Raw genomic sequence first — 16471 nt, 5'->3', positions numbered from 1 at the left:
CCCCTAATGCAATATTCTTATATATTGAACAGCGTATCGTACATCTCGTCAATAACAGAGAGAACCCGCGCATTGGCGGCATAAGCATTCTGCAGTTCGGTGAGCTTCACAAGCTCCTCATCCACATCGACCTTATAACTGTTTTCATAGGCATTTTTTGCCATACTTGTCACAGCACCGGTGTTGGTTTCTGCCGAGTTAGCAGCACTCGCAATCTGGCTCTGCTTGACGATTGTCTCAATACCAAAGTCCGAGATCGTCCCCACATAAGGCGCGTTCTTTGCGCCAATTCCCGAGCTTGGCGCAAATGTAAACTCGGTTTGTGTCAGCCGATCCTTCAGTAGATTAGCCCGCTCAGAACTCTGCGCATCCGCCTCGCCCGCCAGCAGGCTGGGATCATCAACCACAGCCTTATTCACGACGATACGCTGCGCAAATCCAGTCTTCTGTCCACCCTCTTCAAGAGCACCAGTATAAGGAATCCCCCCGTCTTTTGAATCCACAAAAAGAGGAATTTCAGAACCATCCGCAGCGGTCACCGTGCGGGTATTTTTTGCCGTAAGCCGAGTGATTTCAATCGTACCAGGGCTAGTTGGCGCAAGCACCTTCAAATCTCCGGCCGCATCAACCGAGACCTCAAATCCGGTACCAAGAGCGTTGGAAATCTGGCTCTGCAAAGAAGCCGAATCCGCTGGGATGACAATCCCATGCACAATATCATTTGCATCAGCAGTGACATTGGAAGAGAGCGGCAACAGGCTCGGATCGGTCACAGCAACAAATGTAACCTTCCGACTTTCACCATTAACGTCAAATTCAAGCTCGATCGTATCGCCGGAGGAATTCAAATTTGATGTATCAACGCCTAGACCCGTTGCTGCCGGCAGATTTGCGCCATTGTCAGCTTCACTGCCCTCCGATGTCTGTTGGGACAGCGCAAGCGCCATCTGGCTCGCCAGCTCATCCAGCCGCGCCTGCGTTTCAGGAAGCGTATTGTCCCGCAATTCCATCAAGGCACCAAGACTGCCACTCTTCATATCAGAGGGCGTAAGTTCCATCACAGAACCGGACGCTGACCGCACCTCTATAGGATTCCCTTCAACGCCATACCCAATCGTCGGACTACGCGTAAATTGCAGCTCAGAGGCCTGATGATTGTAAAGCGTAGCTCCAGACTTAGTTGAGATCCGCAGCGTTCCTTCATCATCCTGCCTGATCTCCACATCCATCTTCTCTGTCAGCGCTTCCAGCTGGCGATCCATCTGGTCTTGCAGATGAGCCGTTTCACGGCCTGCAGAGCGCTCTGTTAAGATGCTGGCCTCCAGACCTTCGATCTCTTTCAGGATGGAGTTGACCTGCGTCACTTCATCGGCAATCGCAGCGTCTGTATCACGGCGCATGCTCTGCACTTGGTTCGCAGTACCATTGATACTCCGAGCCAGCTCCTCAGCTGCGGTAACCGCAACGTTCTGTGCGCTTTGAGAGCTTGGATCAGTCGCGAGAGATGTCAGGGCATTCGTAAAGTCATTCATCAGGCTAGGGATAGAACTTGCGTCCCCCACCTTCCCGAACATCTGGTCCAAGCGTTTGATGAAATCGTTATATTGCGTGGCATAGGCAGAGTCGCTCATGCTTTCCCAATAGGAAGCCTGGAGTTCGGTATCAATTTGCCGCATGACCTGATTGGTCAGTACCGAAGAGGAAGACGTCGAACTGTTGTGAACTTCGCTACCCACAATCGTTTTCAGCGTATATCCATCAACATTCGCGTTCGCAATGTTTCTGGATGAAACCGCAAGCTGCGCCTTCGTAAGCGACAATCCCGACATCGCCGCATTCAGAGCTGCTCCGAGACCCATACCCTAATCTCCCCAAAGCATTGGGGTAGACAGCTGCCTACCCCGACAACACATTATCGTACGATATTAAGAACCGAATCCAGCATCTGGTTCGCCGTCGTCAGCACTTTGGAGTTTGCCGAATAAGCCTGCTGCGTGATGATGAGTTTCGAAAACTCTTTTGCAATATCCGCATTGGAACTCTCCAGCGCTTTTGCGCGGATAGAACCACCATTCCGGAAATCAGGCCCTCCGGATGTGGAGGTCTCCAGGAACGCGGCACCGTCAGCACGCTGAAGCTCATGTTCAGCCGAAAACGTCGCTACAGGAATTTTGAAGAGCTGCTGGGTTTTGCCGTTTGTATACCTGGCAACTACATTACCGCCATCATCAATGGAAATCGACTGAAATGCACCGGATGCGTAACCATCCTGAGAGAAACCAACTTCTTTCGCACCACCAACAACTTCTTCATACTGAGTTAGATTGCCCTGACCGAATTTGAAGGTAATATCCCCCATATTCACGCCGTTCACTTCGAGGTCCGAAATCTCAGCAAAACCTGAAGCTGGCGAAGTCAGAGTACCTGAAGAATCGAAGGACATGTCACTGACCTTCTTCCAGGCAACCTCATCCCCAGTTGCCTCGTTATTCGTGTTGTAGAAAAGTGACCACTTATCCTCAGCATTGAGCGCCCAACGAAACTCAACAGTAACGGCTGTCCCATTTTCGTCATAGATGGTTTCCTGCCCACCCGCGATAGACGAGTCGATAAAGTCCTGTGCTTTATCTCCGGTGACAACCTCTGGGTTATAAGGAGCACCTGAAGGCAAAGCTTGCGGAGTAAAGTCCATGTCGAGAAGTGGATCACCTGAAGGCACTGTTCCTGTCTGATCAAGCTCCATTTTCTGAAAGGAGGAAATTACAAGCTTCCCAGCTCCATCAAGCCGCGCCGTAACGCCATGCAATCCGTTCAGCTCATCAAGCAAATCCTGAACAGTGGTGGTAGCATCAACGTCAAACACTACTGCATCATGCTGCCCTACTTTAAACGTCAAAGTATTGTCTTCGTGAAATTGCTCTGAAGCCACCAGCAGACTGTCGGAAGTTAGCGCGGTTGCACCAGCATCAACAAATGTATCTGTAGAAAGTTCGTGGGGGTTTGAAAACACACTCGGATCAATGTACTGAGAGTTAGGAACTCCGTCCTCATAGTTATTCGTGTTTGGTGTCGCCGGCACGTTCGCTTGATAACTTATCTCCGTAGTCGATTTGGCAGGCATAGGCGTATCAGGCACCTGAATCGGCTCAGGACGATCACTGACCGCCCCTGTAGCAGGATTGATCGGGTAACCTTGCAAGAAATAGCCAGCAGAGTTCACAAGGTTTCGCTCTATATCTAGGTTAAAATCACCTGCGCGAGTATAGAAATTCTGCGGCGACTGCTGACCAAGCCCATCCCTGTTCGTTACAAGGAAATACCCAGGCCCGTTGATCGCCATGTAGGTATCAGAGTCGGCAGAAGCAATATCACCAGAGAGATAGTTGGTAGCACGCGAAGTTGCCATGACGGTGCCTGAAACCTGCTCAGACTGTCGGCTACCACCGCTGGAAACAAGATCAGAAAAACTTGTGTCCAGACGCTTATAGCCAGTGGTCGAAGAGTTCGCCACGTTACCGGAAATGTTCTCCAACGCCTTGGACTGTGCATCCAGACCGGTCGTTGCAGCGTTAATTGCACCATAAATACTCATCGAGCCCACCTAAAATTCAAATTCGCTCAAACTTGCGCAGATTTTTGGACAAACGATGCAACTTGTATGCCAACTCAGAAAGCTTAATTTACTCAACCATTTCAGTAATTTAGAATTTTAAACTATTGTTAACCATAGCATTTACCTCCTCAACCCGGCAATAAACTCGCCTTACTCGGCAGAAAGTTCCCAGCACGAAAGACAAGACCGCCTCTTGCGGCAAAATCACTAGATAAGCCCAATGGCGCAACGCTACAGGGATTGCCCATTGCTTATCGAGAGACTAGTGTTTTCGCAAAATTACGGTATCAAGCAGGATTTAGCGATGAAATTTGAAGGGACCTCCCAATACGTTGCCACAGAAGATCTCCGGATCGCAGTCAACGCTGCAATTGCCCTCGAACGCCCCCTGCTGATCAAAGGCGAACCGGGAACCGGCAAAACTGTCCTGGCACAGGAAATTGCCCAGAGCCTCGGCGTCCCCTTTCTTGAATGGAACATCAAATCCACCACTAAGGCCCAGCAAGGCCTCTACGAATATGACGCGGTGTCCCGCCTACGCGACAGCCAGCTCGGCGATGAGCGCGTAAAAGACATCCGCAACTACATTCGCAAAGGCAAACTCTGGACAGCGTTTGAAATGGACGAGCGTCCGGTTCTGCTGATCGATGAGATCGACAAGGCGGACATCGAATTTCCGAACGACCTGCTTCAGGAGCTGGATCGTATGGAGTTTTTCGTCTACGAGACTGGCGAAACCGTAAAAGCCAAACAACGCCCAATCGTCATCATCACCTCAAATAATGAGAAGGATCTGCCGGACGCCTTCTTGCGCCGCTGCTTCTTCCACTTCATCAAATTCCCTGACGCCGAAACAATGAGTGAAATCGTCGATGTTCACTTCGGCGAGATTAAAGACCGCCTGCTCAAGGAAGCACTGAACGCCTTCTATAATCTCCGCGATCTTCCGGGCCTGAAGAAGAAGCCGTCAACCTCCGAGCTGCTGGACTGGATCAAACTGCTCCTGAATGAAGACATCGACCCAGAAACCCTGCGCGAAACCGAGAGCCGGAAGATCATCCCGCCGCTGCACGGGGCGCTGCTTAAGAATGAGCAGGATGTCCACCTGTTTGAACGCCTCGCATTCATCAACCGCCGATAATGCCTCACCGCTTGGCTTGAAAATGAAACAAAACAACAAGACCGGATTTTCAAGCCAGCGTACGCTTGCCAATGCGTGCAAGGCAGTCCTGACGGGCTGCCTGCTTTTCATCAACGGTCATCATCTCGTCCAACCAGCACAAGCACATCCTAAAGTTTCAGAAGACCTCCTTTACCAACCGCATACTCTGCACAACGGCTGGCGCAAGGACGTGGATGCCCTGACACACTTCACTGGCATGTTTTGCCCCGACTACATGGGGCAGCTCTCCAGATCAGCAGTGGTTCCGGATCTCAAAGAGCTGGGCATCGGATGCATATACGAGATGGAAGACGGCGAAATCAAAGTCGTCTTCCGACGTCACAAAAAAGGAACGGCAACCGCACTCATCAACGATTTCAAGAGCGGGTACCAACAAAGCAAATTCAAACTACTCGACCTGAAGACACCACAAAACGAAGTTGCCTTTAAAACAGAAACAATGGCGCGGTTTGGACGCATCGAGAGCTTCACCGCCTACACTGCCCCCAGTGCTGATTACACCGTCTGGACATCGCTTTCCGATGACCTGCCGGAGAGTGCACTGCAAAAAATCAACTCTCGTTTCAAGAAACTCACCATCCGCATCGAGCAGCATCAGCAAGACAAGTAAGGCCGCGACGAACGCAGCTCGACCGAACAGCTCAGCGCAATCAATGCAGCATTCATACCAAAGTAGATTTCATTAAGAGCAGCCGAAGCCGCGGCCTTAACCCTTTTGCATGCTCAGAGCTATGAAAATATGGGTGAATTGAGCTCATTGTTAATGCATGAAGCACAAATAAATATTTCAGTAATTACAAAACATAAACCCCATACTATTAGGGGAATACTATCGACTTCCAAATCAATAGAAAAGCATGTAGGTTTCAAACAGAAATAAAGCAAGTAACAACAAACCAAGACAGCAATAAATGCTGCAATGCAATATAGAAGTACAGTACAAATACAATTTATATGATTTCTTCCTATTGGGAAGCTTAAGTAATAACGTATAAATGGAGGATCACACATGCTTCACCTGATGCTGGTACGCCACGCAAAATCCGACTGGGGTGACGAAGGTGTCCATGACCACGATCGTGCACTCAATACCAGCGGCTGGAAAGCTGCAGCAAAGCTCGGCGCACACATCCACGAGCATCATCTTCATCCAAAACTGATCTTATGCTCCACTGCATTGCGCACACGTCAGACACTTATGGAAATTATGCCATACCTGCGTTGTGACACCCGCATCCAGCTTCTCAGAGACCTCTACAATTCCAGCGAAGGCGACTACATCGACGCGATCCGCGCATATGGCGGCGGCTTTGATACTGTCCTCGTGATCGGACACAACACGGCCATTCAGGACACTGCACTTGAGCTCGCCGGCAAAGGCAACCCTGAGTATATCGCCCAGATCCAATCCAAATATCCCACTGGAACCCTGACAGCCATCGACTTTGAAGAGCACCGCTGGTCAGAAATTGAACGCCAGAAGGGTACAATCGTCTCCTACTATCAACCACGGCATCTGCAGGCTGTCTCCGGTTCCTGACTAGGAAAATTTTGCACCACCTAACAATTTTCAAGTATTTTGCGATTGTATTCCTCTAAAGAACGCCCACATCGTTCTTTGGAGGATGATCTGTGAGCCCACTGAATTCATTATTTAAAAACGCAAGACTTGCGCTGACCGACGCGCAGACAGCGCTCGATAATTTCGCTGAGTCAGCGGTCGACCTGACGGTTCCGACCGTGCGTCTGGGCGTGACCGGTTTGGCCCGGTCCGGCAAAACGGTCTTTATTTCGGCCCTCGTTCACAACCTCATCGCTGGTGGCCGTCTGCCGCTGCTTGATGCAGCAGGCACAGGACGGCTCGCCCGCGCTTATCTTCAACCACAACCGGATGATGATGTACCACGTTTCAACTATGAGCAGCATGTTGAAACGCTGACAAAGGAACGCCTCTGGCCAGACTCCACCCATCAGATTTCTCAGCTGCGCCTGACCATTGAATATGAATCGGCCACCTTCCTGAGCCGCCAGCTGGGTGGTGGCAAGCTTCACCTTGACATCGTGGACTATCCCGGTGAATGGCTTCTTGATCTGGTTCTGCTGCGTCAGGACTTTCGCCAATTCTCGAAGGAAGCCCTTAAGCGCGCCAAAGCAAGGCCGGACCTGTCCGCCGAATTCCTGTCCACGCTGGCCCGCCATCAGGACAAGTTGCACGAAGAATTTTCAGAGGACGTTGCCCGCGATCTGGCGAACACCTTCACAACGTATCTGAGCCGCTGCCGGGATGATGAAAACGCTCTATCAATGCTGCCTCCTGGACGCTTCCTCATGCCCGGGGATATGAAGGGAACCCCCGCCCTAACGTTCGCGCCGCTAGATCTTGGCAGCACGCAGGTCAAACCGAAGGCAGGCACCCTCCTTGCCATTATGGAGCGCCGCTACGAGGCCTATCGCAAGCACGTTGTCAGACCGTTCTTCAAGAACCACTTCGCAAAGCTCGACAGGCAAATCGTGCTCGTGGACGCGCTCACCGCCATCAATGCCGGACCAGCAGCACTGGACGACCTCAGTCAGGCCCTGACAGAGATTATGGGAGCCTTCCGACCCGGCAAATCCAGCTGGCTGTCTTCAATCCTCTCCCGTAAGATCAACCGCATTCTGTTTGCCGCAACAAAGGCAGACCATCTGCGCCGAGAGGATCACGAGCATCTCGAAAAGCTTTTGCAGCAGCTGGTCCAACAGGCAATCAACCGCGCAGAGTTCTCCGGAGCGTCAGTCGAAACACTCGCCCTTGCCTCCGTTAGATCTACACGGCAAGCCACGGTTCACCATGACGGCGTGGAAACCCCTGCCCTGCTCGGCACTCCAATGCCCGCAGAGACCATCGGCGACATACAGTTTGATGGCGAAGAAGAAGCGGCCATCTTCCCCGGAGACTTACCCGAGGACCTCAGTGACCTGTTTGCCGAAGAGCAAGACCGCACGGAAGCAGAGGATCAAACCGCACTCAAATATGTCCGCTTCCGCCCGCCAAAATTGGAACGCACCGCAGAAGGGCTCACCTTGTCCCTCCCGCACATCCGGCTGGACAGAGCAATGGAATTCTTGCTGGGAGACAAACTCGCATGACCAACAAGAAAACGCAGCATAAGCCTCAGACACGCCGTGCGCCAAAGGCATTCAAACTGGATGACAGTTCCGTCCGGCTGGAAGGAGAGTTCGCTCAGGAACCTTTATCCTCCGAAGCTGTCGTCTCAGAAGAGGACGAAAGCGCACTCGCTCTGCCGCAAAACAACATCGCACCAGAACCAAAGCCAGCAGTAAGCCGCTGGAGCAAGATCATTGCCATTGGTGGTGGTGGTCTACTCTCGCTTGCGATTGGTCTGGCAGTCGACAGCCTCATCAGAGATCTCTTTGCCCGCTATGACTGGCTCGGCTGGACAGCCGTAGGCCTCACTGTCCTGGCCTTCCTTGGCCTGATCGGACTGTTCATCAAAGAATGGCGCTCCCTGTCACGGCTGGAGCAAATCGACCATATCCGTGATGACCTGCAGACCGCCGCCGACAATGATAGCGATAAGGAAGCCCGCGCCGCACTCCAAAAGCTGATGGCACTTTACGCAGACCGTCCAGAAACGGCCCATGGCCGCACCTTGCTCATAGGGCATACGCAAGAAATCATTGATGGCAGGGACTTGGTCAAGTTGGCGGAGCGTGACCTGTTGGCACCGCTTGATGCCCGCGCACGCCTTATTGTTATGGAAAGCGCCAAGCGGGTTTCCGTTATCACGGCGCTGTCCCCCCGCGCGCTCGTCGATATCCTGATCGTACTCTATGAGAACCTGCGCATCGTCCGCCGTGTCTCTCGCCTCTATGGCGCTCGTCCCGGCACACTTGGTTTCTGGCGTCTGGCGCGCGACGTTGCCGCCCATCTGGCTGTAACAGGTGGCATGGCAGCTGGTGATAGTTTGGTGGAACAGTTCATCGGTCAGGGCTTGGCAGCAAAACTTTCCGCCCGCCTTGGCGAAGGATTGGTCAACGGCTTCCTCACCGCTCGTATCGGCGTTGCCGCCATACAGACCTGCCGCCCCGCCCCGTTCATAGCCACCAAAGGCCCATCACTCTCAGAGTTGATGAGCGAGATCACAAAATCTGCACCGGATGAGGTTGCCGATCAGGATTGATGAAATTCTGATACCAGCCCTGCACATCCGCTCCGCACCTTGATAGGCTCAAGGTTCTGATGAGAGGCGGCAACAGGAAGAGCCATGATCATGCGAAAAGTCAAAGTGGTAGAAGCAAGAAACCATTGGCCGGAGAAATTCCGGCAGGAAGCTAAGACCTTGCACGATCTGCTCGGGAACATTGTCACAGACATTCACCACATCGGCAGCACGTCCGTGCCAAACCTTGCTGCAAAACCGATCATCGACATCCTGCTGGAAGTCTCAGACCTTCAGGCACTTGATGATCAATCCGAGAAACTCATCAATATCGGATACGTCGCCAAAGGCGAGTACGGCATTGAGGGGCGCCGCTACTTTAAAAAGGGAGGCGATGACCGCACACACCATCTCCATGCTTTCATAACTGGCGATCCACATGCCCATCGCCATCTTGCCTTCCGCAACTACCTGAAAGCCCACCCTGAAGTCCGCGAGCAATACGCGCAGCTGAAGAAACAGATCGCAAAAGACGTCAACGGGGATGTTGCAGACTATTGCGCAGGCAAGAATGACTTTGTCGAGCAACATGTGGCCAAGGCAGTTGACTGGGCAGGAGCCTCTTAAGAACCCCTATGCTTTTGCCTAAGGTGTCAAATGCACTCTCGACACCGCACAACCCTTTCGCATAGTGTGGCCCCATGTTTATTCAGTTTTTCGAAGAGCTAAAATCCGCTGGCTTACCTGTATCCGTACGCGAATACCTGACGCTTATGGAAGCCCTGGATGCTGACCTGGCCTACAAGCGTGTAGAAGACTTCTACTTCCTTGCCCGCACAACACTGGTCAAAGACGAAGCCAATCTGGACAAGTTCGACCGCGTCTTTGGACACACATTCAACGGCCTTGATCTTATGAGCGAAGTGCCAACTACGGACATTCCAGAGGAATGGCTGCGCAAGCTCACCGAAAAACACCTGTCGGAAGAAGAAAAGAAACTCATCGAATCCATGGGCGGTTTTGAAAAGCTCATGGAAACGCTGCAAAAGCGGCTGGAAGAACAAAAGGAACGTCATCAGGGCGGCAACAAGTGGATCGGCACCGGCGGTACCTCTCCGTTCGGAGCCTATGGCTATAACCCCGAAGGCATTCGCATCGGGCAGGAGGGCAGCCGACATCGCCGTGCGGTTAAAGTCTGGGACAAACGCGAGTTCAAGGACCTAGACGACACTGTCGAACTGGGCACCCGCAACATCAAGGTCGCGCTGAAGCGCCTGCGTAAGTTTGCCAGAACCGGTGCGGCCGACGAGCTTGATCTGGACAACACCATCAAATCCACTGCCCACAAAGGCCTGCTCGACATCCACATGCGCCCGGAACGGCGCAACGCAGTCAAAGTGCTGCTGTTCTTCGACATCGGCGGCTCCATGGATGACCATATCCGCGTCTGCGAGGAACTGTTCTCAGCAGCCAAGACCGAATTTAAGGTCATGGAGTACTTCTACTTCCACAATTGCCTTTATGAATTTGTCTGGAAGGACAACAGCCGCCGTCACAAAGAGCGCATCAACACAATGGATGTTCTCCATAAATACCCAAGCGATTACAAAGTGATCTTCATCGGAGATGCCTCCATGAGCCCCTATGAGATCACGTATCCGGGCGGCTCTGTTGAGCATTGGAACGAAGAAGCCGGAAACGTCTGGATCAAACGCGTCACCGATCTTTACCAACGCGCGGTCTGGCTCAATCCGGTGCGCGAGCAGCACTGGGATTACACTCATTCCATCCGCATGATGAAAGAGCTGTTTGACGAACGCATGTATCCGCTTACGCTGGAAGGTCTGGATTCAGCCATGAAGGAACTTGTCCGCTAGCAACACATCGGATTTATCTTCCCCTTTGGGGAATTTTCCAACTAGACTGCAAATAGCATTAAGTTTTAGAGAGCAAATGCGCCCGCTAGAGAGTGCTTGCGACCCACTTATAAGGAGCGGGGCAAGTAAGTTTCAGCTGGGCGCAAGCTGATTGCGTTAGGCAATAAGGCACCAGACGATCTAAGAGAGGCTATGCAGTGAGCAAAACTTTTTTGTGGCAACTGTTTACAAGGACATCTGCAGGCACCCTTGCCTTCATTGCACCGTTCCTTGCTGCCACTGCCAACGCAACGTCCATTCCACCAATCAACGCGCTTATTCCAGCTCTGGTGATTGAAAGCTGCCTCGACAAAACCAGCGCAGCTCTGGACAGTCCTGAGTTCATCGACTGCCTGACGAGCACCCTTACCAGCGAGCCCGAAGACGACTACGTTCAGCGCAGTGGTGCAACCCACCGGCCCTCAACCGCAAACCATGTGGCCAACACACCTGATCGCCTGGACGGCACCAACGTTCTTATCTGCGCTTCACAAAACGCAAGCTACACCAAGTGTAAGGTCTCAAACGCCAACCGCAACTATGTGCAGCTGCTGCGTCAAACCTCCAACGCACTGTGCAAGCTCAACGAGAGCTGGGGCGTTGTCCCATCGTATCTTTGGACAGACAAAGGCTGCGCAGGCATCTTTTACGTTGGCAACAAGCCCTATGCCCGCAAGACGGTAGACACAGTCAGCGCCAGCTCCTCCTCTGTCCAGCAGCAAGTCAAATCCGCAAGCGCCGCCGGTGTAATCACCCCGATCCCCCAACTGCCTGAATTCACGCAGGACGGCTGGCGTAAATGCGCGTTGGAGTTTCAGGTCTGCGAGCTACCCTATGCAACAACTGTACGCTTCGGCAAACCCGGCGCGTTTTACGAAAAGACCGCAGAGGACGAAGTTCACTGCCGTACAGATGTATTTGGCGACCCAGCCCCCTCCTCCAGAAAAGCTTGTTATTACAAGCTGAAGCAGGATAGCACTTCCCCGCCAGCAGCCCCTCCGGTGCACGTAGTCACTCAGGACCTGCCACCACTGGAAAACAGCCAGATAGCGCCGGAAGATGATCTGGCGTTCAATACTGCCGAGCCTCTTTGGAACGCCCGCCGCGCCTGCGCCAAACTTGGCAGCAAGGTCATCGCATCCAAGAACTCCCTTTCTGAACTACCACAAGTCTATCTGGGCCTTGGCACCTTCAACAGCCAACAGATGAATCAGAAGCCCGTGCTCGCCCGCACAGGCGACAAACTGGCTGGCCGCGGTGTCTACCAAAATCAGGGGCTCTACGTCCCCTTCAACTTCTCCTGCGCTCTCAATCGCCGAGGCAACACCGCACAGCACTTTGTGTTTCATGAGCAAAACAGCGACCTGATCACGCAAGACCTCCTGCCAAATCCCGACACCTTCTCACGGGAAAGAGCACCGCAAAATGGCTATGACGGACCTTATGTCTGGGCCGCTGGCCTCCCTGTTGGCGATGGCGAGGACCAAGGAGCGGTTTTGGTACATGGTGTGCCGGAGACCGACGACATTGACTTCTACGCCCGTTGCTTGGCTGGCAGCGGTGACATAGAGATCATGTTCCAGCGCCCCGTACCCAGTTTGCAGCAAGGCGACAGCCTGCTGATCTCTCTTGCCGCACGCCGCTTCACAGAAAGTTTCGTGGGTGTTGGCAGCGCGCTGGATCCTGAATCTGGCGTTCCACTACCGCTTCTCACCCTCAGCAACGGCTCATCCCTATGGGTCCGCATGGCCAGAGATCATGAACTCGAGGTCAATCTGGGTGGTTATGCCACCTACAACGTCAGCCTTAAGGGCAGCGCCAAGCCTGTACGCCAGTTCATCCGCGCCTGCAGCGGCACCAGGTAACTCTTACCTACTTCACCTTGAAGTACTTCCCCGGCGTTGTTCCAAACGCTTTGCGGAACTGCGAGATAAACGGGCTCGGCCCCTCGTAGCCAAGCTTAAAGGCCACATCCCCCACACTCCTGCCCGCCGAGAGCAGTTCGAGCGCACGAAACAGCTTGGCTTGCCCACACCACTTGCGATAGCTCCAACCGCCCGTTTCAGCAAAGAACCGACGCTCAAACGTGCGTTGCGACATAAGCGTGCGTTCCGCGGCATCCGCAAGGCTTGGCAAATGAGCAGGACACCGCAGGATCGACTGGCAAAGCTCTTTCAGCAGCGCGTGATTGATTGGCATGGGCAATTGCAGCGGTGCATCGGGCAAACTCTTCAGCTGATCCACAATCACCTGCGCGACTCGTGCCGTCGGCCCATCAAGCGCATAGTCCCGGGGCGCAGCCATAATCTCCTGTATCAGTTCTCTGAGCAAAGGCGTCACCTGCACAACAACCGGCTTATCGGAGAGCCGAGCCGACCAATCCTCACGCAGATACAAACTGCGAAACTGCGTTTTAGCTGGATACACCGGTCTGTGCACCATGCCCCCCGGAATCCACACGGCTCGCTCTGGCGGAACAATAAACGTCCCCATTTCGGTGAACACTGTCGTCGACCCCTGCAGGATGTGAACCAGCTGCCCCCGTGCATGTGAATGCGGTTCGCTATGCTGATCCTTGGGCTTATCTTCCGCGAAAGCAACAATGGGTTGTGGGCGATCAACCTCATGTGGATCCCTGAAAACGTCAGTGTGAATGGGCATCAGACACCTCTTGGCGACTCCAGAACATTTTTTGGCAAACTAGTGCTATCACGTAAATAAACTTTTCGCTTATTAAATTGCAAAGCTTATTTATAAGACGGAAGCCCCATGTTGAATATTATAAAAGACATCAGAGCCGATTGGCGCTCACCCTTTGTCTTCCTATTGGTTCTCACTGTCGCCTCACAGCTTTCGTTCTCTGTGTGGTGGAACCTCGTCAATAACTTTGCCGTTAACACACTCGACTTTACAGGGCAGGAAATCGGTATTCAGCAGTCCATCCGCGAGATTCCGGGTCTGCTGGCCTTCACCGTCATTTTTATGCTGCTGATCTTCAAAGAGCAGACCTTCACGCTCATCTCTTTGGGGCTCATGGGCTTCGGCATTGCAATTACCGGGTACTTCCCCTCCGCAATCGGCTTTTACGCCACCACGCTCATCATGTCCTTCGGCTTCCACTACTACGAGACCCTCAAGCAATCTTTGTCCCTTCAGTGGCTGCCGAAGAAAGACGCACCGGCGCTGCTTGGTAAGATCATCGCCGTCTCATCACTGGTCTCATTGCTCATCTACGGCGCGATCATGCTCAGCTGGAAGACGTTCGACCTCTCCTATGAGCAGGTCTTCCTTTGGGCGGGTGTCGCTGGCATGGCGCTAACCGTCTTCGCTGCCGTGGCCTTCCCGAAATACAAAGCACACGTCGAGCAGCATAAGAAGCTGATCCTGCGCAAACGCTATTGGTTGTACTACGCCCTCACCTTCATGAGCGGTGCTCGCCGTCAAATCTTCACCGTCTTCGCAGGCTTCCTGATGGTTGAGCGATTTGGCTACGAGGTGCACGAAGTTGCTGCGCTGTTCCTGCTCAACGGTGCAATCAACATGTTCCTCGCTCCCAAAATCGGCGCCTTTATTGGCCGCGTTGGCGAACGAACTGCCCTAACCTGCGAATACATCGGCCTGATCATCGTCTTCCTGTCCTACGCCTTCGTCACCAACGTGTATGTGGCTGGCGCCCTTTACGTGATCGACCATGCTTTCTTCGCCATGGCCATCGCCATGAAAACCTACTTCCAGAAAATCGCTGATCCAGCTGACATCGCCCCAACCTCCGCCCTTGACTTCACCATCAACCACATCGCAGCAGTGGTCATCCCGGTGGTCTTCGGCACCATCTGGCTCTTCTCACCCGCACTGGTGTTCATTGCAGGCGCATCAATGGCTGCCATCAGTCTGGTCCTCAGCCGCATGATCCCACGCAATCCGGAACCTGGCATGGAAACGGTTTGGGTCCCAACACGCCAACCTCAAGCGGTCGGAGCTGAGTAAGCACCTCACAAATCAACAAAAAAGGCTGGCCCAATCGGACCAGCCTTTTGTCGTTTCATGCAGCAGCTGCTTAGCTCTGATTTTCCGGAATATGCACCACCAGACCGTCAAGCTCGTCAGTCACGCGGATCTGACAGGACAGACGGGATGTGTCACGAACATCCTGCGCAAAGTCCAGCATGTCCTCTTCCATTGGCTCTGGCTCGCCGGTTTTGTCGTTCCACGCTGGGTCCACGTAAACGTGACAGGTCGCGCAGGCGCAGGCACCACCACATTCCGCTTCAATTCCAGGGATCATATTCTTGATCGCGTTCTCCATAACGGTAGAACCAGCGGCAGCATCCACCTCACGGCTTTCACCTGATGAGGTGATGAAAGTAATCTTTGGCATATTTAAAGTCGTCCCGACCCTGTTTGGCTTGTTCTGTTGTCCTCAGATACATGTAGCCGCCCAGCTATTCAAGAACTTCCCGACCAGATATTTGGGTCAAACCCGACCAGTCAATACCAAATCATGATTTTCGCAGCACCAGAAGATCTGATGAAACGGCCTCAAGGCAGGTTTCAACATCTGCGAGTACCGCCTTCTGTCCGCTCCCGATCTCATGTTCTGCGCGCTCAAGCGCATCACCGAGAGCAAACGCTCCAACACCGCGCGCAGAGCCTTTGAAGCGATGCAGCAATCTTGCGAAAGCTTCGGGAGAAGAATTTTCCTGCAAGCCGCGACGAAACTCTTCGATCTGCTGCGCGAACGCCTCTAGGATCTGACCTTGCAGATCCGGATCATCAAACGTCATTGCTGAAAAATGATCCCTGCATATAGCTACTGTAGTTTTATGTAGTTCCATAGCCAAGCTGACGCCACGCCTCCCAACACAGCAAGATGACTCAAAGTTATCGCGACAATCGGAAAGTTGATTCGTTTCGAAGTCTCAAAACACACCGCTGCCAAGACTCAGCAGAGACTCTCCCCTCATTTCCCGTGAACCACGGAATCTGTTCCCCAAAAGAAAACACAGGTTTTAATTTTATGGTTAACAATATCCTACCGTCCAGATTCAAATCCAGACTCGCGGCCCCGTCACAGGCAATCCCTGCCAGCACACGTTAAAATTGACAAGGCGCTCCGTTAAAGTTGGTTAACAAGTTTTTTTGAATCTCCGTCCTGCTCTGCCACCTCACGACCTCTGGCGGTCAGCTTGCAGATAAGCCAATCAGGCTTCAACGGGTTGGAAAACCAAGGCTCTGCCCACCCTGCATCAACACAAGCGCGCACAGTTGCAGGAGACACTTGGCGACCGCTCTCATCGAACAGCGGTAACTTTCCACCCGCTTCGTTAAGACCTCGCCTTAACCATTTGAGTTGTGTGGGGCTTGGCCTATGGAAGCCCTTAGAACCAATTGGAGAATTTTCGCGATCAGCCATAGTGAGTTCCCCCCAAAAATGCTGCCTGTAACTTCTCGTAGAGCACCTAAAAATCCGGGCCACTTCTGTTGTACAGTCCACCGGATTGTGCCATTAGGTTAAGGGTAGCTGCAAGGTGGGGAAATCTAAATCTTAATGTTCCGTTAATCTTAACGGCTCGCATTGATTCTGAAAACTCCCGGT

The 16471-nt window shown here is 52.8% G+C and carries 15 protein-coding genes; 9 read left to right on the top strand and 6 right to left on the bottom strand.

The window, feature by feature from the left end:
• Positions 1–17: 17 nt before the first annotated feature.
• Together flgK and IE076_RS10605 are read right to left on the bottom strand one after the other, a co-directional pair.
• Positions 18–1859 (bottom strand): flagellar hook-associated protein FlgK, encoded by a 1842-nt coding sequence (gene flgK, locus IE076_RS10610; RefSeq protein ID WP_189436739.1) that lies wholly within the window; start codon positions 1857–1859, stop codon positions 18–20.
• Positions 1860–1912: 53 nt separating this feature from the next.
• On the bottom strand, positions 1913–3592 hold the full coding sequence (locus IE076_RS10605) for a flagellar hook protein FlgE (RefSeq protein WP_189436738.1): 1680 nt from the start codon (positions 3590–3592) through the stop codon (positions 1913–1915).
• Between the two features lie 325 nt (positions 3593–3917).
• On the opposite strand from IE076_RS10605, the gene IE076_RS10600 reads away from it, so the two are divergent.
• From IE076_RS10600 to IE076_RS10565, 8 genes are all read left to right on the top strand, one after another.
• Positions 3918–4754, top strand: coding sequence for an AAA family ATPase (locus tag IE076_RS10600; protein ID WP_189436737.1), 837 nt, complete (start codon positions 3918–3920; stop codon positions 4752–4754).
• A 22-nt stretch (positions 4755–4776) separates the two neighbouring features.
• Positions 4777–5406, top strand: a complete 630-nt coding sequence (locus IE076_RS10595) for a hypothetical protein (protein ID WP_209009026.1) — start codon at positions 4777–4779, stop codon at positions 5404–5406.
• A 399-nt stretch (positions 5407–5805) separates the two neighbouring features.
• Positions 5806–6336 (top strand): SixA phosphatase family protein, encoded by a 531-nt coding sequence (locus IE076_RS10590; protein WP_189436736.1) that lies wholly within the window; start codon positions 5806–5808, stop codon positions 6334–6336.
• Between the two features lie 92 nt (positions 6337–6428).
• Positions 6429–7925, top strand: coding sequence for a YcjX family GTP-binding protein (locus IE076_RS10585; RefSeq protein WP_189436735.1), 1497 nt, complete (start codon positions 6429–6431; stop codon positions 7923–7925).
• Positions 7922–8980: a YcjF family protein gene (locus tag IE076_RS10580; protein WP_189436734.1), complete on the top strand. Its 1059-nt coding sequence runs from the start codon at positions 7922–7924 to the stop codon at positions 8978–8980. The genes IE076_RS10585 and IE076_RS10580 overlap by 4 nt, the downstream gene beginning before the upstream one ends.
• Positions 8981–9064: 84 nt before the next feature.
• Entirely contained in the window at positions 9065–9586 is a 522-nt protein-coding gene (locus IE076_RS10575) for a GrpB family protein (RefSeq protein WP_189436733.1), read from the top strand.
• A 74-nt stretch (positions 9587–9660) separates the two neighbouring features.
• The gene (locus tag IE076_RS10570) at positions 9661–10836 is read left to right on the top strand and encodes a vWA domain-containing protein (protein WP_189436732.1); all 1176 of its coding nucleotides are present in this window, start codon (positions 9661–9663) and stop codon (positions 10834–10836) included.
• Between the two features lie 197 nt (positions 10837–11033).
• Complete coding sequence (locus IE076_RS10565) at positions 11034–12740, top strand: DUF3011 domain-containing protein (protein ID WP_209009025.1); 1707 nt, start codon at positions 11034–11036, stop codon at positions 12738–12740.
• 7 nt (positions 12741–12747) lie between these two features.
• Here IE076_RS10565 and IE076_RS10560 read toward each other — a convergent pair whose 3' ends face one another.
• Positions 12748–13536, bottom strand: a complete 789-nt coding sequence (locus IE076_RS10560; protein WP_189436731.1) for an AraC family transcriptional regulator — start codon at positions 13534–13536, stop codon at positions 12748–12750.
• 108 nt (positions 13537–13644) lie between these two features.
• On the opposite strand from IE076_RS10560, the gene IE076_RS10555 reads away from it, so the two are divergent.
• Positions 13645–14862 carry an MFS transporter gene (locus IE076_RS10555; RefSeq protein ID WP_189436730.1) on the top strand — a complete coding sequence of 406 codons (1218 nt, stop codon included), beginning with the start codon at positions 13645–13647 and terminating at the stop codon, positions 14860–14862.
• 70 nt (positions 14863–14932) lie between these two features.
• Here the strand turns inward: IE076_RS10555 and IE076_RS10550 are convergent, their stop codons facing one another.
• From IE076_RS10550 to IE076_RS10540, 3 genes are all read right to left on the bottom strand, one after another.
• The gene (locus IE076_RS10550) at positions 14933–15253 is read right to left on the bottom strand and encodes a 2Fe-2S iron-sulfur cluster-binding protein (RefSeq protein ID WP_054666908.1); all 321 of its coding nucleotides are present in this window, start codon (positions 15251–15253) and stop codon (positions 14933–14935) included.
• 121 nt (positions 15254–15374) lie between these two features.
• Entirely contained in the window at positions 15375–15659 is a 285-nt protein-coding gene (locus tag IE076_RS10545; RefSeq protein ID WP_189436729.1) for an Hpt domain-containing protein, read from the bottom strand.
• 332 nt (positions 15660–15991) lie between these two features.
• Entirely contained in the window at positions 15992–16288 is a 297-nt protein-coding gene (locus IE076_RS10540; RefSeq protein WP_189436728.1) for a hypothetical protein, read from the bottom strand.
• Between the last annotated feature and the right edge of the window lie 183 nt (positions 16289–16471).

It is taken from the genome of Pseudovibrio japonicus (assembly GCF_014651595.1).
Taxonomy (GTDB): Bacteria; Pseudomonadota; Alphaproteobacteria; order Rhizobiales; family Stappiaceae; genus Pseudovibrio; species Pseudovibrio japonicus.
The sequence above is the reverse complement of the archived record's forward strand: the minus strand, read 5'-3'. Positions and strand labels throughout refer to the sequence as shown.

Excerpts from the sequence above, each read along its gene's own strand:
- flgK (WP_189436739.1), bottom strand. The coding sequence starts at position 1,859 with ATGGGTCTCGGAGCAGCTCTGAATGCGGCGATGTCGGGATTGTCGCTT.
- IE076_RS10605 (WP_189436738.1), bottom strand. The coding sequence starts at position 3,592 with ATGAGTATTTATGGTGCAATTAACGCTGCAACGACCGGTCTGGATGCA.
- IE076_RS10600 (WP_189436737.1), top strand. The coding sequence starts at position 3,918 with ATGAAATTTGAAGGGACCTCCCAATACGTTGCCACAGAAGATCTCCGG.
- IE076_RS10595 (WP_209009026.1), top strand. The coding sequence starts at position 4,777 with ATGAAACAAAACAACAAGACCGGATTTTCAAGCCAGCGTACGCTTGCC.
- IE076_RS10590 (WP_189436736.1), top strand. The coding sequence starts at position 5,806 with ATGCTTCACCTGATGCTGGTACGCCACGCAAAATCCGACTGGGGTGAC.
- IE076_RS10580 (WP_189436734.1), top strand. The coding sequence starts at position 7,922 with ATGACCAACAAGAAAACGCAGCATAAGCCTCAGACACGCCGTGCGCCA.
- IE076_RS10575 (WP_189436733.1), top strand. The coding sequence starts at position 9,065 with ATGATCATGCGAAAAGTCAAAGTGGTAGAAGCAAGAAACCATTGGCCG.
- IE076_RS10570 (WP_189436732.1), top strand. The coding sequence starts at position 9,661 with ATGTTTATTCAGTTTTTCGAAGAGCTAAAATCCGCTGGCTTACCTGTA.
- IE076_RS10560 (WP_189436731.1), bottom strand. The coding sequence starts at position 13,536 with ATGCCCATTCACACTGACGTTTTCAGGGATCCACATGAGGTTGATCGC.
- IE076_RS10555 (WP_189436730.1), top strand. The coding sequence starts at position 13,645 with ATGTTGAATATTATAAAAGACATCAGAGCCGATTGGCGCTCACCCTTT.
- IE076_RS10550 (WP_054666908.1), bottom strand. The coding sequence starts at position 15,253 with ATGCCAAAGATTACTTTCATCACCTCATCAGGTGAAAGCCGTGAGGTG.
- IE076_RS10545 (WP_189436729.1), bottom strand. The coding sequence starts at position 15,659 with ATGACGTTTGATGATCCGGATCTGCAAGGTCAGATCCTAGAGGCGTTC.
- IE076_RS10540 (WP_189436728.1), bottom strand. The coding sequence starts at position 16,288 with ATGGCTGATCGCGAAAATTCTCCAATTGGTTCTAAGGGCTTCCATAGG.